We start from the raw sequence: 22,393 nt of genomic DNA, 5'->3' as shown, positions 1-22,393 counted from the left end.
GCAGCATTCGAAACCTGTGCGGTCCCTGTGGGAGCGGGTTTACCCGCGAAAGGGCCGGTACAGTTGTAATGTGAACACCCGTTCACCCAGCCCCTGTCTGCCATTACACTGCGCGATTGCGACAGTGTTTGTCGCATTGCCGAAAACCTGCTGAAAACAGGGTTTTGCGCTGTAACAAGTTGTCGCCTGGCAGCAAGGACAGGCGCCGATCAGTCCTTACAATCCCCCCATCGCTCGCCACTTCCAGGCCAGCGTTCCTCTTCAGGAGACTCAGATGTCCGTTGAGCAAGCCCCGGTGCAACGTGCCGATTTCGACCAGGTCATGGTTCCCAACTATTCTCCGGCGGCCTTCATTCCTGTGCGAGGCGAGGGCTCCCGAGTCTGGGACCAGTCGGGTCGCGAACTGATCGACTTCGCCGGCGGTATCGCCGTCAACGCCCTGGGCCACTGCCATCCGGCGCTGGTCAAGGCGCTGACCGAACAGGCCAACACCCTCTGGCACGTCTCCAACGTATTCACCAACGAGCCGGCCCTGCGCCTGGCGCACAAGCTGGTGGACGCGACCTTTGCCGAGCGTGCGTTCTTCTGCAACTCCGGCGCCGAAGCCAACGAGGCCGCCTTCAAGCTGGCCCGTCGCGTCGCCCATGACCGTTTTGGCCCGGACAAGCACGAAATCATCGCCACGGTTAACAGCTTCCACGGCCGCACCCTGTTCACTGTCAGCGTAGGTGGCCAGCCCAAGTACTCCGACGGCTTTGGCCCGAAGATCACCGGCATCAGCCACGTGGCCTACAACGACCTGGACGCGCTGAAGGCGCAGATTTCCGACAAGACCTGCGCCGTGGTGATCGAGCCGATCCAGGGCGAGAGCGGCGTGGTTCCGGCCGACAAGGCGTACCTGGAAGGCGCCCGCAAGCTGTGTGAAGAACACAATGCTCTGCTGATCTTCGACGAAGTGCAGACCGGCGTCGGCCGTACCGGCTCGCTGTATGCCTACCAGCATTACGGCGTCACCCCGGACATCCTCACCAGCGCCAAGAGCCTGGGCGGCGGCTTCCCGATCGGCGCCATGCTGACCACCAGCGAGATTGCCAAGCACCTGGCCGTCGGCACCCACGGCACCACCTACGGCGGCAACCCGCTGGGCTGCGCCGTCGCCTGTGCAGTGCTGGACGTGATCAACACCCCGCAAACGCTGGCGGGCATCAAGGCCAAGCACGAGCGCTTCAAGACCCGCCTGGAAAAGCTCGGCCAGCAATCCGGCCTGTTCACCCAGGTGCGTGGCGTCGGGCTGTTGCTCGGCTGCGTGCTCAGCGACGCCTGGAAAGGCAAGGCCAAGGACATCCTCAACGCTGCCGAGAAGGAAGGCCTGATGGTGCTGCAGGCGGGCCCCGACGTGGTGCGCTTCGCCCCGAGCCTAGTGGTCGAGGATGCCGACATCGACGAAGGCCTGGATCGCTTCGAGCGTGCCGTGGCCAAACTGGCTCAGGGCTGATCGCCCGGTAGTCCCTTCGCCCGCCCTGATCACGATCGGGGCGGGCGAATCCTGAATTTCAATGCGGGCACCTGCTTGCAGGTAGTGGCGCGTGCCCGCTGTTTTCCCGTGCCGATTGATCGGCGCGCTTTCCCGAAAGGAGTGACACCATGCTGGTGATGCGCCCCGCGCAAATGGCTGATCTGAACGAAGTGCAGCGCATGGCTGCCGACAGCCCCATTGGTGTCACCTCGCTGCCGGATGATGCCGGTCGCCTGGGCGACAAGATCGCCGCCTCGGAAACCTCCTTTGCCGCTGAAGTGAGCTTCAATGGCGAAGAGAGCTACTTCTTCGTGCTCGAAGACAGCGCCACCGGCAAGCTGGTCGGCTGCTCGGCTATCGTCGCTTCTGCCGGCTACTCCGAGCCGTTCTACAGCTTTCGCAACGAGACCTTCGTGCATGCCTCGCGCGAGCTGAAGATCCACAACAAGATCCACGTCCTGTCGCTGTGCCACGACCTCACCGGCAACAGCCTGCTGACCAGCTTCTATGTGCTGCCGGAGCTGGTCAACAGCGCCTTCGCCGAACTCAACTCCCGTGGTCGCCTGCTGTTCATGGCCGCACACCCGGAGCGCTTCGCCGAGTCGGTGGTGACCGAAATCGTCGGTTACAGCGACGAGCAGGGCGAGTCGCCGTTCTGGGATGCCATCGGGCGCAACTTCTTCGACCTCAACTACGCCGACGCCGAGCGCCTGTGCGGCCTGAAGAGCCGTACCTTCCTGGCCGAGCTGATGCCGCACTACCCGATCTATGTGCCGCTGCTCCACGATGAGGCCCAGGAAGCGATGGGCCAGGTGCATCCGCGTGCGCAGATCACCTTCGACATCCTCATGCGTGAGGGCTTCGAGACCGAGCATTACATCGACATCTTCGACGGCGGCCCGACCCTGCATGCCCGTGCTTCGGGTATCCGTTCGATCGCCCAGAGCCGTGTGGTGCCGGTCAAGCTTGACGAAGCGCCGGTCAAGGGCGGCCGCCCGTACCTGGTGTGCAACGGCCAGTTGCAGGATTACCGCGCGGTGCTGCTGGAGCTGGACTGGGTGCCGGGCAAGCCAGTCTGCCTGAACAGCGAAGCCGCCGATGCCCTGGGCGTCGGCGAGGGTGCCAGCGTGCGCCTGGTAGCGGTCTGATAAGCCGGAACAGAGAGTTTCGCGGCGGGCACAGACCGCCGCACAAGGAGATAGCATGATCGTTCGTCCTGTACGCAGCAGCGATTTACCCGCGCTGATCGAATTGGCCCGCAGCACTGGCACCACCGGGCTGACCACGCTCCCGGCCAACGAAGAGCGCCTCGGCCAGCGTGTCGGCTGGGCCGAGAAGAGCTTCCGCGGTGAAGCCGAGCGCGGCGACACCGACTACCTGTTCGTGCTGGAGAACGACGAAGGCCTGGTGGTCGGCATCAGTGCCATCGCCGGCGCCGTCGGTTTGCGTGAGCCCTGGTACAACTACCGGGTAGGGCTGACCGTCAGCGCCTCGCAGGAGCTGGGCATCTATCGCGAGATCCCCACGCTGTTCCTGGCCAACGACCTGACCGGCAACTCCGAACTGTGCTCGTTGTTCCTGCGCAGCGACTATCGCAGCGGCCTCAACGGCCGGCTGCTGTCCAAGGCGCGGATGCTGTTCATCGCCGAGTTCCCGCAGCTGTTCGGCAACAAGATCATCGCCGAGATGCGCGGCATGTCCGATGAGTCCGGGCGCTCGCCGTTCTGGGAAAGCCTGGGCCGGCACTTCTTCAAGATGGAGTTCAGCCAGGCCGACTACCTCACCGGGGTGGGCAACAAGTCGTTCATCGCCGAACTGATGCCCAAGTTCCCGCTGTACACCTGCTTCCTGTCGCAGGCTGCGCGCGACGTGATCGGCCGGGTGCACGCCGACACCGAGCCGGCGCTGGCCATGCTCAAGCGCGAAGGCTTCAACTACCAGGGTTATGTCGACATCTTCGACGCAGGCCCGGCCATCGAGTGCGAAACCTCGAAGATCCGTGCGGTGCGTGAAAGCGAAACCCTGGTGCTGGCTGTCGGCACGCCGGGTGACGACGCCACCCCTTACATCATTCACAACCGCAAGCGCGAAGACTGCCGCATCACTGCCGCGCCGGCGCGCCTTGCCGCAGGCACCCTGGTGGTCGATCCGCTGACCGCCAAGCGCCTGCGCCTGGGCGCCGGCGACAATGTGCGCGCGGTGCCGCTGTCCGCCGGCCGGGAGGCTCAGTAAATGACCACGCATTACATCGCAGGCAAATGGCAGGCTGGCCAGGGCGAAGCCTTGCAGTCGCTCAACCCCGTCACCCAGGCGGTGGTCTGGGCCGGACAGGGCGCCGATGCCGCACAAGTTGCAGCGGCAGTGGAGGCGGCGCGCCAAGCGTTCCCGAACTGGGCGCAGCTGAGCCTGGAAGCGCGTATCGCTGTGCTCGAGGCGTTCGCCGAAAAGCTCAAGGCCCGTGCCGATGAGCTGGCGCGGTGCATTGGTGAAGAAACCGGCAAGCCCTTGTGGGAGTCGGCCACCGAAGTCACCAGCATGGTCAACAAGGTGGCGATCTCGGTGCAGAGCTACCGCGAGCGTACCGGCGAAAAGAGCGGCCCGCTGGCCGATGCCACGGCCGTGCTGCGCCACAAGCCCCATGGTGTGGTGGCAGTGTTCGGCCCGTACAACTTCCCCGGCCACCTGCCCAACGGCCATATCGTCCCGGCCTTGCTGGCGGGCAACTGCGTGGTCTTCAAGCCAAGCGAACTGACCCCCAAGGTTGCCGAGTTGACCGTGCAGTGCTGGATTGAAGCCGGGCTGCCTGCCGGTGTGCTCAACCTGGTGCAAGGTGCCCGCGAAACTGGCGTGGCGCTGGCTGCCAACCCGGGTATCGATGGCCTGTTCTTCACCGGCTCCAGCCGCACCGGCAACCTGTTGCACCAGCAGTTCGCCGGGCGCCCGGACAAGATCCTGGCCCTGGAGATGGGCGGCAACAACCCGCTGGTGGTGGACGAGGTCAAGGACCTGGACGCAGCGGTCTACACCATCATCCAGTCGGCGTTCATTTCCGCCGGCCAGCGTTGCACCTGTGCCCGGCGCCTGCTGGTGCCCCAGGGCGCCTGGGGCGACCAACTGCTCGCGCGCCTGGTCGAGGTCAGCCGCAGCATCAGTGTCGGCGCTTTCGACCAGCAGCCTGCACCTTTCATGGGCTCGGTGATTTCGCTGCAGGCTGCCCGCGCGCTGGTCGCGGCCCAGGCTGATCTGCTCGACAAGGGCGCGGTGGCGCTGCTGGAGATGACCCAGCCACAGGCCAGTGCGGCATTGCTGACCCCGGGCATCATCGATGTCACTGCCGTGACCGGTCGCCCGGACGAAGAGTTCTTCGGCCCGCTGCTGCAAGTGATCCGCTACAGCGATTTCGACGCGGCGATCAATGAGGCCAACAACACCCAGTACGGCCTGGCCGCCGGGCTGCTGTCGGACTCCAATGCCCGTTACCAGCACTTCTGGCTGCGCAGCCGCGCCGGTATCGTCAACTGGAACAAGCAGCTGACCGGTGCCGCCAGCAGCGCGCCGTTCGGTGGTGTGGGTGCCAGCGGCAACCACCGCGCCAGCGCCTACTACGCGGCCGACTATTGCGCCTACCCCGTGGCTTCGCTGGAGACCGCGAGCCTTGTACTGCCGGCGACCCTGACGCCGGGCGTCACCCTATAACAACAGGTCTCGGAGCCTTGCCGATGAAATCCTACGAAGTGAATTTTGATGGCCTGGTGGGGCCGACCCACAACTACGGTGGCCTGTCCTACGGCAACGTGGCGTCACAAAGCAACAGCCAGCAGGGCTCCAACCCGCGCGAAGCGGCGCGCCAGGGCCTGGCCAAGATGAAGGCGCTGATGGAGATGGGCTTCCAGCAAGGCGTGCTGGCGCCGCAGGAGCGCCCGGATGTGGCGGCCCTGCGCAGCCTGGGTTTCACCGGCAGCGACGCTGAGGTGATCCGCCGCGCGGCGAAAGACGCCATGCCGTTGCTGGTCGCCAGTTGCTCGGCCTCGAGCATGTGGGTGGCCAACGCCGCCACGGTCAGCCCCAGCGCCGACACCGCCGACGGCCGCGTGCACTTCACTGCCGCCAACCTCAACTGCAAATACCACCGCAGCATCGAACACCCGACCACCAGCCGTGTGCTGGGGGCCATGTTCAATGACGACAAGCACTTCGCCCACCATGCCGCGCTGCCGGCGGTGGCGCAGTTCGGTGACGAAGGTGCTGCCAACCACACGCGCTTCTGCCGAGATTACGGCGATGCCGGCGTCGAGTTCTTCGTCTATGGCCGCAGCGCGTTCGACAGCCGCTATCCGGCGCCGCAGAAGTACCCGGCGCGCCAGACTCTGGAAGCTTCGCAGGCGGTCGCCCGGCTGCACGGCCTGCGTGACGATGGCGTGGTCTACGCTCAACAGAACCCGGCGGTGATCGACCAGGGCGTGTTCCACAACGATGTGATCTCGGTGGGCAACGGCGAGGTGCTGTTCTACCACGAGGACGCCTTCCTCGAGACCGACGCCGTGCTCGGCCAGCTGCAGGCTAAACTGGCCGGCAAGGGTGGCCAGTTCCAGGCCATCTGCGTGCCGCGCGCGGCGGTGACGGTGGAGGACGCGGTGCGTTCCTACCTGTTCAACAGCCAGCTGCTCAGCCGCGCCGACGGTTCCATGCTGCTGGTGGTGCCGGAAGAGTGCCGCAACAACGAACGCGTCTGGGCGTATCTGGGGCAACTGACCAGCCAGGGCGGCCCGGTGAAGGAGGTCAAGGTGTTCGACCTCAAGCAGAGCATGCAGAACGGTGGTGGCCCGGCTTGCTTGCGTTTGCGCGTGGCCTTGAAGGAAACGGAACTGGCGGCGGTCAATCCAGGCGTTATCATGACCGCCTCGCTGTACGACACCTTGGTGCAGTGGGTCGACAAGCACTACCGCGACCGCCTTGGCGAAGCGGACCTGGCCGACCCGCAACTGCTGATCGAGTGTCGCACGGCATTGGATGAGCTGACCCAGATCATGAAGCTGGGTTCGGTGTATCCGTTCCAACGCCAACCTTGATAGAGAGAAATTGCAATGTCCGATGCCCTGCGCCTGATCCTGGAAGATGAAGACGGCACCCAGCTGGAAACCTCCTGCACGCGCTTTGCCGTGGTCTGGCAAGGCAAGGAAGTGTGGATCCAGCAGGACGGCCGCGGCCAGCTGCTGATCGGTGTCGATGTCGACGAGAACGACACCGAGTACGCCAACCTGCTGTTGCGTCCGATGGCCACCAACCTGGTCAGCCTGCAACTGGAAATGGAACCGGCAGAGCTCGGTGACGACGACGATCACGTCCATGGCCCGGACTGCGGCCACCACCACTAAGGAAGTGCCTATGCTCGCCCTCGGTAAACTGCTTGAGCTGACCCTGACCGATCACGAACCGGCCGAGAAGACCCAAGTGACACCCAAGGGCGCGCGTTTGCGCTGGCTGGGGGAGGGCGCACTGGAAGTGCGTCCGCCCGAAGGCGATGACAGCGGGCTGGATCTGCTGCTCTCGGCCGGGATTCACGGCAACGAGACGGCGCCCATCGAACTGCTCGAGCGGCTGCTGCATGGCGTGGCCAATGGCAAGATCAAGCCCCGTGCGCGGGTGCTGTTCCTGTTCGGCAACCCGGCGGCGATCCGCAAGGGCGAGCGCTTCATCGAGCAGGACATCAACCGTCTGTTCAATGGCCGTCATGAGCTTTCCAGCGGCTTCGAGGCATTGCGTGCCGCTGAGCTCGAGCAGTTTGCCCGGGTGTTCTTCAGCAAGCCAGAGCGCACCCGCCTGCATTACGACCTGCATACCGCGATCCGCGGTTCCAAGATCGAGCAGTTCGCCTTGTATCCCTACAAGGAGGGCCGCACCCATTCTCGGCGTGAACTGGCGCGCCTGGCTGCGGCAGGGATGGAGGCAGTGCTGCTGCAGAGCAAGTCTTCGATTACCTTCAGTGCCTTCACCTATGAGCAGTTGGAGGCCGAGGCCTTCACCCTCGAACTGGGCAAGGCGCGGCCGTTTGGGCAGAACGAAGGCGTCAATCTCGACAAGCTCGAAGAGCGCCTCATCCAGATCATCGAAGGTACCGAGCCTGAGACCGGCGACTCGCTCGACGGCCTGAAGCTGTTCAGTGTCGCCCGCGAGATCATCAAGCACAGTGACAGCTTCCACCTGCATCTGCCGGCAGACATCGAGAACTTCTCCGAGTTGAGCAAGGGCTACCTGCTGGCCGAGGACCTGGCCGAAATGCGCTGGGTCGTCGAGGAGGAGGGCGCGCGGATCATCTTCCCCAACCCTAAGGTCAAGAATGGCCTGCGGGCGGGGATAGTGATCGTTCCGGACAATGGCCAGCGCCTGGCCTGATATCGCCATCAGTAATGCGTGCGGGCCGCCAAGCCCAGCTCCTGGCGCAAGGCGTTTTCGTTGAAGGGATAAGGGTTGCTGGCGGTCGCAGGTGTCTGTGGGTCGTCATCGAAGTCGAATGGCGGTTCGCCGCTGTCCAGCCCGACGGCCTGTTGCTCCGTGTCGCCCATCAGGGTACCGGTGGCGAAATTCCAGGCATGGCACAGCTCGTGATAGAGGATGATCAGCGAAGGGGCGCCGGTTATGTGGGTCAGCGGGTTGTAAAAGACATTGATATTCAGCGCTGGTGTGCCACGCATGCCGCTCGCGATTCTGGGGGCCGCCTGGCCGGGGCTGAATTCGGCCATGGCGTTGTCCAGGGCTGGATGATGGCTGATGACGATCCTGGCGTGCCTGGCCACCAGGTCCGCCATCAGCGTCGAACCTGTCAGCGTGGCCCGGAGCATCTTGAGCTGGCGGGTGACCTTCTCGACGTAGCGGTAATCGCCCCTGACCTGGAATGTCTGGGCGTGGTCTTCCGGCAGCGGGGTGTTCCATGCCTCGAACATCAGGGGGGCATCCCGGCCTCCCAGGGCAGTGATGCTCCCGGGGTGGCCATACATGCGATCGTCCAAGGGGCCGTTGCTCACGGCGTTGAGGCCGCTCATCGCCTCGATGATCGCCCGCCCTCCTTCTATCCATACGGTATCGTCGCCATCTCCGGCGTAGATTGAGCTGTGGGTTGCGTTGCTGCTGATGTTGTCGTTGCCCGTGCCGCCCTCGATCTCCACCTCCTTCAGGTCTTCGGCGACCACGAGGTCATCGCCGGGGCCTGCGTCGACAACGGCGATGCCTGCGCGGTCAGGCCCGCTCGATCCTTCGAGATGCACATCGTCATCGCCGCCCTGCGTTTCAATGACCACGTGAGTCTGCAGGCCGGTAAACGTCACCTTGTCATTGCCGTCGCCAGTGCGTACATGCAGCGGCCAATGCGCTGGAACGGCCAGCTCATAGAGCGTGTGGGCGATCTGCACGCTGATCCCGGTGGCGGTGCCGTGCACGTGCAGTTCGGCACCCCAGTGCAGTGTTTCGATCAGCAGCGACGCCTGGCGCGTTTCGATCGACAGTTGCGGATCGTGGTAGGGCAGGGGGTAGGATTGGCGTGGTAAAGAGGCGTGTGTAATCCAGACGTTTTGCACAGACATGGCCTGCTTCCGTGAGTTTGAAAGGGGCCACAGGCTAGTCTGCCGTCAGGGCGGGCAAGCGGTAAATCTTTAGTGTCTTCGACTCCGGGGCGCGTCTGCTCGATGGCGGTTTTTGGATCCCTTCTTGAATGAACGCGATTTAATGAATTTTCCCGGCGAAATTGCCAGGCTCGCGCAGCAATTGGCTTGCCATCAGCGAAACCCTGGCTTTAGCATCGCGGTCATGCCGTTTCCAACTGCTTTAGTCTGATAAACCGCCTTATCGACGGTTTCTATCGCACAAACACACTGCACCCAGACTGCAGGACCGATATAATGCGGCCCTTTGCCGTCGTTTCGTCGATTCGACGTGTGGCCGCCGTTTCCGTGGAAGAACCTATGAAAAGCGCAGAAATCCGTGAAGCCTTCCTCCGCTTCTTCGAAGAGCAGGGACATACTCGCGTTGCCTCCAGCTCGCTGATCCCGGGCAATGACCCGACCCTGCTGTTCACCAACGCCGGCATGAACCAGTTCAAGGACTGCTTCCTCGGCCAGGAAAAGCGCGCATACACCCGCGCTGTCAGCAGCCAGAAGTGCGTACGCGCCGGCGGCAAGCACAACGACCTGGAAAACGTCGGCTATACCGCCCGTCACCACACGTTCTTCGAGATGCTGGGCAACTTCAGCTTCGGCGACTATTTCAAGCGCGATGCAATCACCTTCGCCTGGACCTTCCTGACTTCGGACAAGTGGCTGAACCTGCCGAAGGAAAAACTGTGGGTCACCGTCTACGCCAGCGACGACGAGGCCTACGACATCTGGACCAAGGAAGTCGGCGTGCCCGCCGAGCGCATGGTGCGCATCGGTGACAACAAGGGCGCTCCGTACGCCTCCGACAACTTCTGGACCATGGGCGACACCGGCCCGTGCGGCCCGTGCACCGAGATTTTCTACGACCACGGCGCCGACATCTGGGGCGGCCCACCTGGCTCGCCGGAAGAAGACGGCGACCGTTACATCGAGATCTGGAACAACGTCTTCATGCAGTTCAACCGCACCGCCGATGGCGTCCTGCACCCGCTGCCAGCGCCGTCGGTGGACACCGGCATGGGCCTGGAGCGCATCAGTGCGGTGATGCAGCATGTGCACTCGAACTACCAGATCGACCTGTTCCAGAGCCTGTTGGCCGCGGCTGCCAAGGCCATCGGTTGCAGCAACGACGAGCAACCTTCGCTGAAAGTGGTCGCTGACCACATCCGTTCCTGCGGCTTCCTGATCGCCGACGGTGTGCTGCCGTCGAACGAAGGTCGTGGTTACGTGCTGCGCCGCATCATTCGTCGCGCCTGCCGCCACGGCAACAAGCTGGGCGCCACCGGCAGCTTCTTCCACAAGATCGTTGCCGCGCTGGTCGCCGAGATGGGCGAAGCCTTCCCTGAGCTGAAAAGCCAGCAGGCGCACATCGAGCGGGTGCTCAAGACCGAAGAAGAGCAGTTCGCCAAGACCCTGGAGCAGGGCCTGCGCATCCTCGAGCAGGACCTGGCCCAGTTGCAGGGCAAGGTTGTACCGGGCGACGTGGTGTTCAAGTTGTACGACACCTACGGCTTCCCCATGGACCTCACCGCCGACATCGCCCGCGAGCGCGAACTGACCATCGACGAGGCCGGCTTCGAGCGTGAAATGGAGGCCCAGCGTGAGCGTGCCCGCTCCGCCAGCGCCTTTGGCATGGACTACAACAGCCTGGTCAAGGTCGATACCGCCACTGACTTCCTCGGCTACGATGCCACCGAAGGCCAGGGCAAGGTCATTGCCCTGTACAAGGATGGCCAGGCGGTCGAGCAGTTGGGCGAAGGCGAAGAGGGCGTGGTGATCCTGGATCGCACCCCGTTCTACGCCGAGTCGGGCGGCCAGGTGGGTGACTGCGGTTACCTGCAGGCTGGCGCCGCGCGTTTTGATGTGCGCGACACCACCAAGACCGGTGGCGCCTTCCTGCACCACGGTGTGGTTGCCAGCGGTGCACTGACCGTTGGCGCCGCCGTCGACGCGCGTGTCGATGCCGATGTCCAGCACGCTACCTCGCTGAACCACTCCGCCACCCACCTGCTGCACGAAGCGCTGCGCCAGGTGCTGGGCGAACACGTACAGCAGAAGGGCTCGCTGGTCGACAGCCAGCGCCTGCGTTTCGACTTCAGCCACTTCGAGGCAGTCAAGCCTGAGCAGATCAAGGCGCTGGAAGATATCGTCAACCGTGAAGTGCGTCGTAACACCGAGGTGCAGACCGAGCTGACCGACATCGAGACCGCCAAGGCCAAGGGCGCCATGGCGTTGTTCGGTGAGAAGTATGGCGACACCGTGCGCGTGCTGAGCATGGGCGGTGACTTCTCCGTCGAACTGTGCGGTGGCATCCACGCCAAACGCACGGGCGACATCAGCCTGTTCAAGATCATCAGCGAAGGCGGCGTGGCCTCTGGCGTGCGCCGTATCGAAGCGGTCACCGGTGCCGCCGCGCTGGCTTACCTGAATGCTGCCGAAGAGCAGGTCAAGGAAGCTGCGCAACTGGTCAAGGGTAACCGCGACAACCTGATCGACAAGCTGTCGGCTGTGCTCGAGCGCAACCGTCAGCTGGAAAAGCAGCTTGAACAGCTGCAGGCCAAGGCCGCCAGCGCCGCCGGGGACGATCTCTCCAATGCGGCCGTTGAGGTCAAGGGCGCCAAGGTGCTCGCCGCTCGCCTGGATGGGCAGGATGGCAAGGCCTTGCTGGCGCTCGTCGATCAGCTGAAGAACAAGCTCGGCCATGCAGTGATCCTGCTGGGCAGCGAGCATGAGGGCAAGGTCGTGCTGGTGGCTGGCGTGACCAAGGACCTCTCCGGCCAACTCAAGGCTGGCGATCTGATGAAGCAAGCCGCTGCGGCGGTGGGTGGCAAGGGTGGTGGTCGCCCGGACATGGCCCAGGGTGGTGGCGTCGATGTCGCCGCGCTGGACAATGCCTTGGCCCTGGCTGTGCCGTTCGCCGAGCAGGGACTTTGAGATGAAGCGACCGCCGGTCTAGTCGGCGGTCGCTTCATGTTGGATTGTTTTTTGGGGCCCCTTGGGGCTGAGGCACCTTTGAAATGGCGTTGATCGTACAGAAATTTGGCGGCACCTCTGTCGGTTCCATCGAGCGGATCGAGCAGGTAGCCGACAAGGTCAAGAAATTCCGTGAGCAAGGCACTGACCTGGTGGTGGTGCTGTCGGCCATGAGCGGCGAAACCAATCGCCTGATCGACCTGGCCAAGCAGATTACCGACAAGCCAGAGCCTCGCGAGCTGGATGTGATTGTTTCGACCGGTGAGCAGGTCACCATCGGCCTGTTGACCATGGCGTTGATGAAGCGTGGCGTGCCTGCGGTGTCGTACACCGGCAACCAGGTGCGCATCCTCACCGACAGCGCGCACAACAAGGCGCGCATCCTGCAGATCGACGACCAGAAGATCCGCGCCGACCTCAAGGCCGGCCGCGTGGTCGTGGTTGCAGGTTTCCAGGGCGTTGACGAGCACGGCAACATCACCACGCTCGGCCGTGGTGGCTCCGACACCACCGGTGTGGCTCTCGCAGCGGCCCTGAAGGCCGACGAATGCCAGATCTACACCGATGTCGATGGCGTCTACACCACCGACCCGCGTGTCGTGCCCCAGGCCCAGCGCCTGGAGAAGATCACCTTCGAGGAGATGCTGGAAATGGCCAGCCTCGGCTCCAAGGTGCTGCAGATCCGTTCGGTGGAGTTCGCCGGCAAGTACAACGTCCCGCTGCGCGTGCTGCACAGCTTCAAGGAGGGTCCGGGTACCCTCATTACCATTGATGAAGAGGAATCCATGGAACAGCCAATCATTTCCGGTATCGCCTTCAACCGTGATGAGGCCAAGCTGACCATTCGTGGCGTCCCGGACACCCCAGGCGTTGCCTTCAAGATCCTCGGCCCGATCAGTGCGGCGAACATCGAAGTCGACATGATCGTGCAGAACGTTTCGCACGATAACACCACCGACTTCACCTTCACCGTGCACCGCAACGAGTACGAAAAGGCGTTGAGCGTGCTGGAGAACACCGCCCGTGAGATCGGTGCGCGTGAAGTGGTGGGTGATACCAAGATCGCCAAGGTATCGATCGTTGGCGTTGGCATGCGTTCGCACGCGGGTGTTGCCAGCCGCATGTTCGAAGCCCTGGCCAAGGAGAGCATCAACATCCAGATGATCTCCACCTCCGAGATCAAGGTCTCGGTAGTGATCGAAGAGAAGTACCTGGAGCTGGCCGTTCGCGCGCTGCACACCGCGTTCGAGCTCGATGCCCCTGCCCGACAGGGCGAGTAAGGCGTTGCCTGAGAGGGCGCGGCTTGCCGCGCCCTTCGTGTTTCTGGCTGCCGGTCGCACCCTTGTCCAGGTGCTGCTGGTAGTTGGTCCGGGCCAGTGCCGTCGTCCCCGGCCGGGCCCTGCTTAATCAAAGACTGTTGTCCCTGAAGTTACATGTGAGGAGAAAACTATGCTGATTCTGACTCGTCGGTGCGCCGAGAGCCTGATCATTGGTGACGGTGAGATCACCGTGACGGTCCTGGGTGTCAAAGGCAACCAGGTGCGTATCGGCGTGAGCGCGCCAAAAGAAGTGGCCGTTCACCGCGAGGAAATCTACCTGCGGATCAAGAAAGAGAAGGACGAGGAGCCAAGCCTTTAATTTTTTTGAAGTTTTTTTCAAAAAAAGGGTTGCAAACGAGGAAGGGTGTGTTTAATATTCGCCTCGTGTTGCGGTGAGGTGGCCGAGTGGCCGAAGGCGCTCCCCTGCTAAGGGAGTATACCTCATAAGGGTATCGGGGGTTCGAATCCCCCCTTCACCGCCATTATTTGCCTAGAGCGCTTCTGGCGATCTGGATGGCACAGCAAGACACGGACTCATAGCTCAGCTGGATAGAGTACTCGGCTACGAACCGAGCGGTCGCAGGTTCGAATCCTGCTGAGTCCGCCACTTTTGAAGTGGTTTTGTTTACAAAGCTGCTTCAAGTAACCAGTGGTAATCTGGTCTAAAACTACCAACCCGGACTCATAGCTCAGCTGGATAGAGTACTCGGCTACGAACCGAGCGGTCGCAGGTTCGAATCCTGCTGAGTCCGCCACTTTTGAAGTGGTTTTGCTTGCAAAGGCACTTCAACAAGCCAGTGGTAATCTGGCCTAAAACTACCAACCCGGACTCATAGCTCAGCTGGATAGAGTACTCGGCTACGAACCGAGCGGTCGCAGGTTCGAATCCTGCTGAGTCCGCCACTTTTGAAGTGGTTTTGCTTGCAAAGGCACTTCAACAAGCCAGTGGTAATCTGGCCTAAAACTACCAACCACGGACTCATAGCTCAGCTGGATAGAGTACTCGGCTACGAACCGAGCGGTCGCAGGTTCGAATCCTGCTGAGTCCGCCATACCTGAAAAGCCCGCTTATTCAAGCGGGCTTTTTCTTTTTCGGCATTCACTGATTCTGTCCACGCACGACTAGACTCACGTTGATAGCCCGATCCCGAACAGCCCTTATATGTATGTGATCTTTGTGAGCCTCAGGCCGTCGCACTGTTGGCTTCGAGTGTTGTCACAGCTTTATTGCGCAAACGATTGTTCTGGCCAAAATTTTAAGCGATCCGACAGCTGACACCGTGTATGATTGCGCCCGTCAGCCCCGCCGGGGCTTGTGGAATACCACCATGGACTTACCCAGTAGTTACTCCCTAACACGCTTCATGCAGCAAGATCTGATCGATTGATTCTCCCGGCGTGCTCCGCTGCTGGGGGTGGAGTTCGCCTATGACCGAAGTAGAAGTAAAGAAAGCTCAAGACAGCCTGCAGGATCGCCTTGCCCAGGTGATCGAACTGCTGCAGCGCCAGCGTGTGGTCGAGGACCTGACGCACCGTCAGGAAGGTCATCACCATGACCTCGTGGAAAACCTCGTCCACCGGCAGAACCTCGTCGAACTGCAGCGCAAGCTCGATGACCTGCACCTCGCCGACATTGCCTACATCCTCGAAGCCTTGCCGCTGGAAGACCGCCTGACGGTCTGGCAGCTGGTGCGCTCTGATCGTGATGGCGACATCCTGCTGGAGGTTTCCGACGCCGTCCGCCAGTCCCTGATCGCCGACATGGACGATCACGAACTGCTCGCCGCTGCCAAGGAAATGGACGCCGACGAACTCGCCGACCTGGCGCCGGAGCTGCCGCGTGACGTCGTCCATGAGTTGATGGAAAGCCTCGACGCCCAGCAACGTGAGCGCGTGCGTTCGGCGCTGAGCTATGACGAGGAGCAAGTTGGGGCACTGATGGACTTCGAGATGGTGACCATCCGCGAAGACGTCAGCCTGGAAGTGGTACTGCGCTACCTGCGTCGGCTCAAAGAGCTGCCGGGGCACACCGACAAGCTGTTCGTGGTCGACTACGACGGTATGCTCAAGGGTGTGCTCCCCATCAAGCGGCTGTTGGTCAACGACCCGGACAAGAAAGTCGCGGAAGTCATGGCCAATGACCCGGTGGTTTTCCACCCCGAGGAAGATGCCTATGACGCAGCCCTGGCATTCGAGCGTTACGACCTGGTGTCCGCGCCGGTGGTGGACAAGAACGAGCGCCTGATCGGCCGACTGACCATTGATGAAATGGTCGACCTGATCCGTGAGGAGAGCGAGAGCGAAGTGCTCAACATGGCAGGTCTGCGCGAAGAGGAAGACATCTTCGCCTCGGTCTGGCGCTCGCTGCGCAACCGTTGGGCCTGGCTGGCCATCAACCTGATTACGGCCTTCCTGGCGTCCCGGGTGATCGGGCTGTTCGAAGGCTCGATCGAGAAGCTGGTGGCCCTGGCCGCGCTGATGCCCATCGTTGCCGGTATCGGTGGTAACTCGGGTAACCAGACCATCACCATGATCGTGCGCGCAATGGCACTGGACCAGGTGTCGCCGGGCAACACCAGCCGCCTCATGCGCAAGGAGTTGGCGGTTTCACTGCTCAATGGCCTGATATGGGGTGGGGTGATCGGCGCAGTAGCATTCATGCTCTACGGCAGTTGGTCATTGGGCCTGGTGATGACGGCGGCCATGACCCTCAACTTGTTGCTGGCGGCCCTGATGGGGGTGTTGATCCCGATGACGCTGACCCGCCTGGGTCGCGATCCGGCCATGGGCTCCAGCGTGATGATCACTGCTGTGACTGACAGCGGCGGCTTCTTCATTTTCCTGGGATTGGCAACGCTGTTCCTGCTCTGAGTGGTGGGACAGCAGCAACAAAAAAGCCAGCTTGCGCTGGCTTTTTTGTGTGTCGATGCTTTGTGTCAGGACGCGTCAGCAGCCATTTCCACATCGTGTGCGATCAACGCAACCAGTGCGTTCTGCTGGCGATGGGACAGTTGGCGGAAGCGTTGCAGCAGTTCGCGCTCGTGCAGGCTGAGCTCTGGGCTGTCCAGGCGCATGCTCAGTTCGTCGCCCAGCGCGCCTTCCTGGATAAGGCTCTGTTCCAGGCGCGCGATGATCTCGGAGTTCATGCTGCGGTGATGGTTGCGCGCTACCTCGGCAATGCGCTCACGCATTCCGTCTGGCAGGCGGACGACGAACTTGTCAGCGGTGCGGCTCGAATAAATAGCCTGTTTCAATGGGCGCATATAAATTGACCGGTTGTTCTGGTTCAGGGGAAGCGGTTCGCAAATTGGCCGCACGGTGGAAGTACGACCGCGGCGACGACAAAATGTTCAACCGTAATGTGGTTTCGGGTTTTCATCTTGCCTCATGTCGCCGATTCCTTGGCGTCAATTCTGTGACAAATAGTGGCTCCGGTACAGGCTTTTTGCCAGTACCAATTATCAGAAATGAGTACTGGTTTGAAAAGATTCACATTGACGCAGAATGCAGTTGCGTCAGACCTTTGTCGTCAAAATCTGGTAACTGGCAGCAAAGGTTAGGGAAAAACCCTAGAATGCGCAGGTTCCCACACCTTGAGCATAGTGGCTATGCAATATGACGCAAGCGACGCACCGTCCTCAAGAGGGCGGTTGATATTCCTGATGGGACCATCGGGATCGGGCAAAGATTCCCTTATTGATGCCGCGCGAGAGCGGCTTGCCAAGTACGGTGTGGACGTTGCCCGAAGGGTCATAACCCGTTCCGCCGAGGCCAAAGGGGAGAGTGCGCTGGGAGTGACCCTCGAGCGCTTCGAGGCCATGCGTGCTGCGGGCGAGTTTGCCCTGTTCTGGTCAGCCAATGGCCTGTGCTATGGCATTCCTGCCCAGGTGGAGGGGCGCCTCGCCGCCGGCCGTTCGGTGCTGGTCAACGGCTCGCGTGGATACCTGAACGAAGCCCGGCAACGCTACCCGGATTTGCTGGCGGTCGGCCTGACCGTACTGCCTGGCGTACTGCGCCAGCGCTTGATTGCTCGCGGTCGGGAAAGCGCCGATGAAATCGAGCAGCGTCTGGCCCGTGGCGCCCGGCTGCAGGCCTACGATCCCTCGGTGCATGTGCTGGATAACTCGGCTGCGCTCGATGTCGCCGTCGAGGCGCTGTTCGGGGTGCTGCGTCAGGAGGGTGTCATCGGCCAGGCGCAGGGAAACGACTGACGTGCAAAATGCCCGATAGAAACATGACAAATGCCGATGCGCTGGGTAACATGCTCGCCGTCCCTGCCGTGCAACGTCCGTTGCCGGCCCCTGTGTCTCAGTAGCTCAATTGGATAGAGCATCCCCCTCCTAAGGGGAAGGTTGGCAGTTCGAACCTGCCCTGGGACGCCATACACACCCTCCATTACCAACCAACTCAACGTTGTTCGCCGACGCGCGCTCCTGTGTGGGCGGTGTGCGGTCTGGTGTAACCGAGTGCGAAGAAAGCGACCAGGCCGAAGATCAGCCCCCAGAACGCGGCGCCCAGGCCAAGGAAGCTCATGCCAGAGGCCGTGACCAGGAACGTGATCAACGCAGGCTCACGCTGCTTTTCATCGGCCATAGCACCGGTCAGCCCGGTTGCGATGGCGCCGAACAGCGCCAGGCCGGCGAGGGCGGCGATCATTTCCCGGGGCAGGGCGGCGAACACCGAGGCCAGGGTGGCGCCGAAGGTGCCCATCAGCAGATAGAAGGCGCCACAGGCAATGCCGGCGATATAGCGCTTGTCGGGGTTCTCGTGGGCCTCGCGGCCGGTGCAGATGGCTGCGGTGATCGCTGCCAGGTTGACCCCGTGGCAGGCGAAGGGTGCCAGCAGCAGCGAGCCGATGGCGGTCACCGAGACGATCGGGCGTGCGGCGGTCTGGTAACCGGCGGTACGCAGCACGGCGATACCCGGCACTGACTGGCCTGTGAGCGACACCAGCGCCAGCGGCAGGCCAATGTTGACGATGGCGTGCCAGCTCCACTGCGGCGCGGTCCACAGCGGGACGGCCAGCTCCAGCACCAGTGCGTCCGTATCGAGTTGGCCCATGCTGGTGGCGAGCCCGCAGCCAACCACCAGCACCGAGAGGATGGCGTAGCGGGGCGACAGGCGCTTGAACAGCAGGTACGCCGCGAGCATCGAGAGGACCAGCAAGGGTTGCAGGCGGATGGAGCTGAACAGCTCGGCACCGAAGCGGAACAGGATGCCGGCGAGCATGGCGGCGGCAATCGCCTTGGGCAGGCGGCGCATCAGTTTGTCGAACGCGCCGCTCAGTGCGATCACGGCGATCAGCAGCGAAGCAACGATGTAGGCCCCCACGGCCTGCGCCAGTGACACCGTCGGCAGCATCGATACCAGCAGCGCCGCGCCGGGTGTCGACCACGCGGTGATCACCGGCACTCGCAGTTTCCAGCTCAGCAGCAAGCCGGTCAGGCCACTGCCGATGGAGATCGCCCAGATCCACGAGGCGGTCGCCTCATTGCTGAGCTGGGCCTGATGGGCGGCCTGGAACACGATGATCAACGGGCCGGCGTAGGAGATGATCACTGCGATCAGGCCGGCGACCAGCGCCGAAAGCGAGAAATCTTGTCTGAGTCTGTCCATGACGAATTGCCGATTCCCTGTAGCAAGGCGATTGAGGAGGGCTGGATTGAATCCCGATACTTGCCCGCTGTCGAGTGCTGCGGGGCGCCAAGGGCAGCCTGCCCTGACTCGAGAGGCGTGGCCTTGGGAAGGCCACGCGCCTGGCTTAGAGCTCGATAGCCTTGAGCTCATCGCTTTGCTGCGCGCCCTGCGCCTGCTGGCCAAGCTTGGCCAAGGCCTTGGACTCGATATCATCCTGCATTCGCTGAGCGATCTGCTCATCGATCAGCGCTTTCTTCTCCGGTGGCAGCGCGTCGTACTCCTCCTCGGTCAGGCCTAGCTCCTGGAGGTATTTCTCCTTGATCTTCTCTGCTGGCGACTTGTCCATATAGTCGCGGAACTCCTGCAGGGCATCGCTGGGCTGCTGCTTGTCGACGCTGGCCTGCTGGCGTGCGGCAACGTCCGGGTTCTGCAGCATGACCATGAGCTTGGCAAAGGCCTCCTTGCGGTTGTCTTCGCTGTTCTGCTGCGAGGTGCTGCCCTGGCTGTTCTGCTGTGCGGTGGTGCCGCTGGCGGCGGCGATCGGCTGGAACGGCAGCGCCTGTGCGAGCGCCTGTTCGTTGCCGGTGCGGCTGGATGGCTGCACTGCGGGCTGCCAAGGCATCCCGTTGATTGAACTGAGCATGTCTCCTCCTTGAATGGGTCAATAAACGCGATCGAAGTGGCAAAAGCTGTGCCAGCGCGCCAACTCGTCGAAATAGCCCGCCCGGGCTATTCCGGCAGCGCTGTACTGGGCATATGCTTGCCCCCCAGAGGAACAGGATTGCCGACTGCGGCAATCACGTTGAACATCCGCAGCACCGTGACCGGGGCGCAGTTGCCGGATACCAAGGAGAGCGTCCATGAGTCAGGCACCAAGGCCGGTACCGGCCGGTTTCAGCGAGCAGCAACTTCACACTTTGTTCGACCTCATCAGCGATGGCATCTGGGACTGGGATGCCAACACCGGCTACGTCTACCGCAACCCAGGCTGGTACGCGATGCTGGGTTACGTCAGCCACTCGATGGCCAACTCGGTCCTGACCTGGGAGAGCGTGATTCACCCGGAAGACTTCCCCCGGGTGATGGCTCACTTCGAGGCCTACATCAACCAGCGCAATGAGCGCTACCGTATCGAGTACCGCTGCCGCTGCCAGGACGGCAGCTACCTGTGGATCGAGGACAGCGGCCACATCATCGCCCGTAACGAGGATGGCTCGGTGGCACGCATGCTCGGAGCCCATCGCAACATTGATGCCGGCAAGCGCCTGGTCGCCGAACTGGAGCAACGCAATCAGTCGCTGGAAAGCCAGGTGGCCGAGCGCACTCGCGAGCTGTCCTGGGTCAACCAGCAGTTGCAGCGTCAGCTCGACGAGAACCGTGAGCTGGCCGAGCGTGATGCGTTGACCCGTACCGCCAATCGCTATCGGCTGGAAAAGACCCTGGAGCAGGAATGCGAGCGCGCCCGTCGCTACCGCCAGCCCCTGGCGGTCATCGCCATGGACCTGGATGACTTCAAGCCGATCAATGACCTGCACGGTCACGCCCGTGGCGATGCTGCGCTGGTCGAGGTGACCAAGTGCATCCGCGAGTGCCTGCGCGCCCAGGACCTGCTGGCGCGTTGGGGCGGGGATGAGTTCGTGGTGGTCCTGCCGCAGACGACCCTGGAGGAAGCACGCGAAGCCGCGCGCCGGATACGCCAGGCCGTGGCGTCCATCGCACCGGTGGGCGATTGCCAGCTGACCATGAGCTACGGCGTGGTGCAATGGCAGGGCGGGGAGGATCAACGCGCCGTGCTGGCCCGTGCCGACAAGGCGCTGTACCGGGCCAAGGCGGCCGGCAAGAACGCCATCGTCGAATAAAAAAATGCCCGCAGCGCCTGGTAACGCTGCGGGCCAAATCGGCTATTGCCGCTTCAGTGTCTCTAGATGTGCAGTGCGTGGCCAAGGGCGCGCAGCGCCGCTTCCTGCACGGCTTCACCCAGTGTCGGGTGGGCGTGGATGGTGCCGGCGATATCTTCCAGGCGAGCGCCCATCTCCAGTGACTGGGCAAAGGCGGTGGACAGCTCGGACACCGCCACCCCCACTGCTTGCCAGCCGATGATCAGGTGATTGTCGCGGCGCGCCACCACCCGCACGAAGCCGCTCTTCGACTCCAGGCTCATGGCCCGGCCGTTGGCGGCAAACGGGAATTGCGCAACGATGCAGTCCACGCCCTGTTGGCTGGCTTGTTCCGGCGTAGTGCCGGCCACCACCACTTCCGGGTCGGTGAAACACACGGCGGCGATTGCGCTGGGCTCGAAGCGTCGCGCCTTGCCGGCGATGATTTCCGCCACCATCTCGCCCTGGGCCATGGCCCGGTGCGCCAGCATCGGCTCGCCGGCCACGTCGCCGATGGCCCAGACGTTGCGCATGCTGGTCTGGCAGCGCTCGTCGATGGCGATGGCCGCACCGTTCATCTTCAGGTCCAGGCTTTCCAGGCCAAAGCCCTGGGTACGCGGGCGACGACCCACGGCCACCAATACCTGATCGGCCTCCAGGCGCAGTTGTGCGCCCTGGCCATCGCGCGCCAGCAGGCAGCCGTCGGAATAGCCTTCGACGCTGTGGCCCAGGTGAAGCGCGATGCCCAGCTTCTTGAGCGAATCGGCCACCGGTGCGGTGAGCTCGGCGTCGTAGGTGGGCAGGATGCGTTCACGGGCTTCCACCACGCTGACCTTGGCGCCCAGCTTGCGGTAGGCGATGCCCAGCTCCAGGCCGATATAGCCGCCGCCGACCACCACCAGGTGCTGCGGCAGGGCCTTGGGCGCAAGGGCTTCGGTGGACGAGATGATCGGCCCGCCGATCGGCAGCATCGGCAGTTCCACGCTGTTCGAGCCGGTGGCCAGCAACAGGTGTTCGCACTGGATGCGTTGGCCGTCCACTTCGACGCTCTTGCCATCGAGGATCTTTGCCCAGCCGTGGATCACTTTCACGCCGTGTTTTTTCAGCAGGGCGGCGACGCCGCTGGTAAGGCGGTCGACGATGCCGTCCTTCCACTCGACGCTGCGGCTGATGTCCAGGCGTGGCGAAGATACGCTGATGCCCAGTGCCGACGGTTCGGTGTAGCGGCTGGTCTGGTGGAACTGCTCGGCCACATGGATCAGCGCCTTGGACGGGATGCAGCCGATGTTCAGGCAGGTGCCGCCCAGCGCCTGGCCTTCGACCAGCACGGTGGGGATGCCCAGTTGCCCGGCGCGGATGGCGGCCACATAGCCGCCAGGGCCGCCACCGATGATCAGCAGGGTGGTGTCGATGATCGGTTGCATG

General features: G+C 62.8%; 18 protein-coding genes and 6 tRNA genes. 19 read left to right on the top strand and 5 right to left on the bottom strand.

The window, feature by feature from the left end; all coding sequences use genetic code 11:
• Positions 1 to 274 precede the first annotated feature (274 nt).
• The 7 genes from EJA05_RS20370 to astE all read left to right on the top strand — a co-directional run bounded on the left by EJA05_RS20370 (position 275) and on the right by astE (position 7,909).
• The gene (locus EJA05_RS20370; protein ID WP_125859554.1) at positions 275 to 1,495 is read left to right on the top strand and encodes an aspartate aminotransferase family protein; all 1,221 of its coding nucleotides are present in this window, start codon (positions 275 to 277) and stop codon (positions 1,493 to 1,495) included.
• Between the two features lie 149 nt (positions 1,496 to 1,644).
• The gene (gene aruF / locus EJA05_RS20365; RefSeq protein ID WP_125465028.1) at positions 1,645 to 2,664 is read left to right on the top strand and encodes an arginine/ornithine succinyltransferase subunit alpha; all 1,020 of its coding nucleotides are present in this window, start codon (positions 1,645 to 1,647) and stop codon (positions 2,662 to 2,664) included.
• 55 nt (positions 2,665 to 2,719) lie between these two features.
• The gene (gene astA, locus EJA05_RS20360) at positions 2,720 to 3,748 is read left to right on the top strand and encodes an arginine N-succinyltransferase (RefSeq protein ID WP_125859553.1); all 1,029 of its coding nucleotides are present in this window, start codon (positions 2,720 to 2,722) and stop codon (positions 3,746 to 3,748) included.
• A complete protein-coding gene (gene astD, locus EJA05_RS20355; protein ID WP_125859552.1) occupies positions 3,749 to 5,212 on the top strand; it encodes a succinylglutamate-semialdehyde dehydrogenase in 1,464 nt (487 codons plus the stop codon).
• 23 nt (positions 5,213 to 5,235) lie between these two features.
• The gene (gene astB / locus EJA05_RS20350) at positions 5,236 to 6,585 is read left to right on the top strand and encodes an N-succinylarginine dihydrolase (RefSeq protein ID WP_125859551.1); all 1,350 of its coding nucleotides are present in this window, start codon (positions 5,236 to 5,238) and stop codon (positions 6,583 to 6,585) included.
• A 15-nt stretch (positions 6,586 to 6,600) separates the two neighbouring features.
• Positions 6,601 to 6,891 carry a topoisomerase II gene (locus EJA05_RS20345; protein WP_125465024.1) on the top strand — a complete coding sequence of 97 codons (291 nt, stop codon included), beginning with the start codon at positions 6,601 to 6,603 and terminating at the stop codon, positions 6,889 to 6,891.
• Between the two features lie 10 nt (positions 6,892 to 6,901).
• A complete protein-coding gene (astE, locus tag EJA05_RS20340) occupies positions 6,902 to 7,909 on the top strand; it encodes a succinylglutamate desuccinylase (protein ID WP_125859550.1) in 1,008 nt (335 codons plus the stop codon).
• A gap of 8 nt (positions 7,910 to 7,917) precedes the next feature.
• On the opposite strand, the gene EJA05_RS20335 is transcribed toward astE, so the two are convergent.
• A complete protein-coding gene (locus tag EJA05_RS20335) occupies positions 7,918 to 9,093 on the bottom strand; it encodes a M91 family zinc metallopeptidase (protein ID WP_125859549.1) in 1,176 nt (391 codons plus the stop codon).
• A 378-nt stretch (positions 9,094 to 9,471) separates the two neighbouring features.
• On the opposite strand from EJA05_RS20335, the gene alaS reads away from it, so the two are divergent.
• The 9 genes from alaS (at position 9,472) to mgtE (ending at position 16,325) form a co-directional block, all read left to right on the top strand.
• Entirely contained in the window at positions 9,472 to 12,096 is a 2,625-nt protein-coding gene (alaS, locus tag EJA05_RS20330; RefSeq protein WP_145964611.1) for an alanine--tRNA ligase, read from the top strand.
• Between the two features lie 83 nt (positions 12,097 to 12,179).
• Positions 12,180 to 13,415, top strand: a complete 1,236-nt coding sequence (locus tag EJA05_RS20325; protein WP_125465020.1) for an aspartate kinase — start codon at positions 12,180 to 12,182, stop codon at positions 13,413 to 13,415.
• Between the two features lie 169 nt (positions 13,416 to 13,584).
• Positions 13,585 to 13,773: a carbon storage regulator CsrA gene (gene csrA, locus EJA05_RS20320; RefSeq protein ID WP_003254503.1), complete on the top strand. Its 189-nt coding sequence runs from the start codon at positions 13,585 to 13,587 to the stop codon at positions 13,771 to 13,773.
• Between the two features lie 72 nt (positions 13,774 to 13,845).
• Positions 13,846 to 13,936 (top strand) — tRNA-Ser (locus EJA05_RS20315).
• A gap of 48 nt (positions 13,937 to 13,984) precedes the next feature.
• Positions 13,985 to 14,061: transfer RNA gene (locus tag EJA05_RS20310), tRNA-Arg, on the top strand.
• A 71-nt stretch (positions 14,062 to 14,132) separates the two neighbouring features.
• Positions 14,133 to 14,209, top strand: a tRNA-Arg gene (locus tag EJA05_RS20305).
• A gap of 71 nt (positions 14,210 to 14,280) precedes the next feature.
• Positions 14,281 to 14,357, top strand: a tRNA-Arg gene (locus tag EJA05_RS20300).
• 72 nt (positions 14,358 to 14,429) lie between these two features.
• A tRNA-Arg gene (locus EJA05_RS20295) sits at positions 14,430 to 14,506 on the top strand.
• A 376-nt stretch (positions 14,507 to 14,882) separates the two neighbouring features.
• Complete coding sequence (gene mgtE, locus EJA05_RS20290; RefSeq protein WP_110991908.1) at positions 14,883 to 16,325, top strand: magnesium transporter; 1,443 nt, start codon at positions 14,883 to 14,885, stop codon at positions 16,323 to 16,325.
• A gap of 65 nt (positions 16,326 to 16,390) precedes the next feature.
• Here mgtE and EJA05_RS20285 read toward each other — a convergent pair whose 3' ends face one another.
• On the bottom strand, positions 16,391 to 16,717 hold the full coding sequence (locus EJA05_RS20285) for an Arc family DNA-binding protein (RefSeq protein ID WP_033699552.1): 327 nt from the start codon (positions 16,715 to 16,717) through the stop codon (positions 16,391 to 16,393).
• A gap of 345 nt (positions 16,718 to 17,062) precedes the next feature.
• On the opposite strand from EJA05_RS20285, the gene phnN reads away from it, so the two are divergent.
• Entirely contained in the window at positions 17,063 to 17,665 is a 603-nt protein-coding gene (gene phnN / locus EJA05_RS20275; RefSeq protein ID WP_125859548.1) for a phosphonate metabolism protein/1,5-bisphosphokinase (PRPP-forming) PhnN, read from the top strand.
• A gap of 94 nt (positions 17,666 to 17,759) precedes the next feature.
• Positions 17,760 to 17,836: transfer RNA gene (locus EJA05_RS20270), tRNA-Arg, on the top strand.
• Positions 17,837 to 17,861: 25 nt separating this feature from the next.
• On the opposite strand, the gene EJA05_RS20265 is transcribed toward EJA05_RS20270, so the two are convergent.
• The gene (locus EJA05_RS20265; RefSeq protein ID WP_125859547.1) at positions 17,862 to 19,070 is read right to left on the bottom strand and encodes a benzoate/H(+) symporter BenE family transporter; all 1,209 of its coding nucleotides are present in this window, start codon (positions 19,068 to 19,070) and stop codon (positions 17,862 to 17,864) included.
• Positions 19,071 to 19,215: 145 nt separating this feature from the next.
• Positions 19,216 to 19,734, bottom strand: coding sequence for a hypothetical protein (locus EJA05_RS20260; protein WP_125859546.1), 519 nt, complete (start codon positions 19,732 to 19,734; stop codon positions 19,216 to 19,218).
• Between the two features lie 217 nt (positions 19,735 to 19,951).
• Here EJA05_RS20260 and EJA05_RS20255 point away from each other — a divergent pair, with 217 nt between their 5' ends.
• Entirely contained in the window at positions 19,952 to 20,950 is a 999-nt protein-coding gene (locus EJA05_RS20255; protein WP_125465004.1) for a diguanylate cyclase domain-containing protein, read from the top strand.
• A 62-nt stretch (positions 20,951 to 21,012) separates the two neighbouring features.
• Here the strand turns inward: EJA05_RS20255 and lpdA are convergent, their stop codons facing one another.
• On the bottom strand, positions 21,013 to 22,392 hold the full coding sequence (gene lpdA / locus EJA05_RS20250) for a dihydrolipoyl dehydrogenase (protein WP_125859545.1): 1,380 nt from the start codon (positions 22,390 to 22,392) through the stop codon (positions 21,013 to 21,015).
• Position 22,393 lies beyond the last annotated feature (1 nt).

The sequence above is a fragment of the Pseudomonas oryziphila genome (genome assembly GCF_003940825.1).
Taxonomy (GTDB): Bacteria; Pseudomonadota; Gammaproteobacteria; order Pseudomonadales; family Pseudomonadaceae; genus Aquipseudomonas; species Aquipseudomonas sichuanensis.
The sequence above is the reverse complement of the archived record's forward strand: the minus strand, read 5'-3'. Positions and strand labels throughout refer to the sequence as shown.

Bases quoted from the DNA above. Each gene is read 5' to 3' on its own strand.
- EJA05_RS20370 (WP_125859554.1), top strand. From the start codon at position 275: ATGTCCGTTGAGCAAGCCCCGGTGCAACGTGCCGATTTCGACCAGGTC.
- aruF (WP_125465028.1), top strand. From the start codon at position 1,645: ATGCTGGTGATGCGCCCCGCGCAAATGGCTGATCTGAACGAAGTGCAG.
- astA (WP_125859553.1), top strand. From the start codon at position 2,720: ATGATCGTTCGTCCTGTACGCAGCAGCGATTTACCCGCGCTGATCGAA.
- astD (WP_125859552.1), top strand. From the start codon at position 3,749: ATGACCACGCATTACATCGCAGGCAAATGGCAGGCTGGCCAGGGCGAA.
- astB (WP_125859551.1), top strand. From the start codon at position 5,236: ATGAAATCCTACGAAGTGAATTTTGATGGCCTGGTGGGGCCGACCCAC.
- EJA05_RS20345 (WP_125465024.1), top strand. From the start codon at position 6,601: ATGTCCGATGCCCTGCGCCTGATCCTGGAAGATGAAGACGGCACCCAG.
- astE (WP_125859550.1), top strand. From the start codon at position 6,902: ATGCTCGCCCTCGGTAAACTGCTTGAGCTGACCCTGACCGATCACGAA.
- EJA05_RS20335 (WP_125859549.1), bottom strand. From the start codon at position 9,093: ATGTCTGTGCAAAACGTCTGGATTACACACGCCTCTTTACCACGCCAA.
- alaS (WP_145964611.1), top strand. From the start codon at position 9,472: ATGAAAAGCGCAGAAATCCGTGAAGCCTTCCTCCGCTTCTTCGAAGAG.
- EJA05_RS20325 (WP_125465020.1), top strand. From the start codon at position 12,180: ATGGCGTTGATCGTACAGAAATTTGGCGGCACCTCTGTCGGTTCCATC.
- csrA (WP_003254503.1), top strand. From the start codon at position 13,585: ATGCTGATTCTGACTCGTCGGTGCGCCGAGAGCCTGATCATTGGTGAC.
- mgtE (WP_110991908.1), top strand. From the start codon at position 14,883: ATGACCGAAGTAGAAGTAAAGAAAGCTCAAGACAGCCTGCAGGATCGC.
- EJA05_RS20285 (WP_033699552.1), bottom strand. From the start codon at position 16,717: ATGCGCCCATTGAAACAGGCTATTTATTCGAGCCGCACCGCTGACAAG.
- phnN (WP_125859548.1), top strand. From the start codon at position 17,063: ATGCAATATGACGCAAGCGACGCACCGTCCTCAAGAGGGCGGTTGATA.
- EJA05_RS20265 (WP_125859547.1), bottom strand. From the start codon at position 19,070: ATGGACAGACTCAGACAAGATTTCTCGCTTTCGGCGCTGGTCGCCGGC.
- EJA05_RS20260 (WP_125859546.1), bottom strand. From the start codon at position 19,734: ATGCTCAGTTCAATCAACGGGATGCCTTGGCAGCCCGCAGTGCAGCCA.
- EJA05_RS20255 (WP_125465004.1), top strand. From the start codon at position 19,952: ATGAGTCAGGCACCAAGGCCGGTACCGGCCGGTTTCAGCGAGCAGCAA.
- lpdA (WP_125859545.1), bottom strand. From the start codon at position 22,392: ATGCAACCGATCATCGACACCACCCTGCTGATCATCGGTGGCGGCCCT.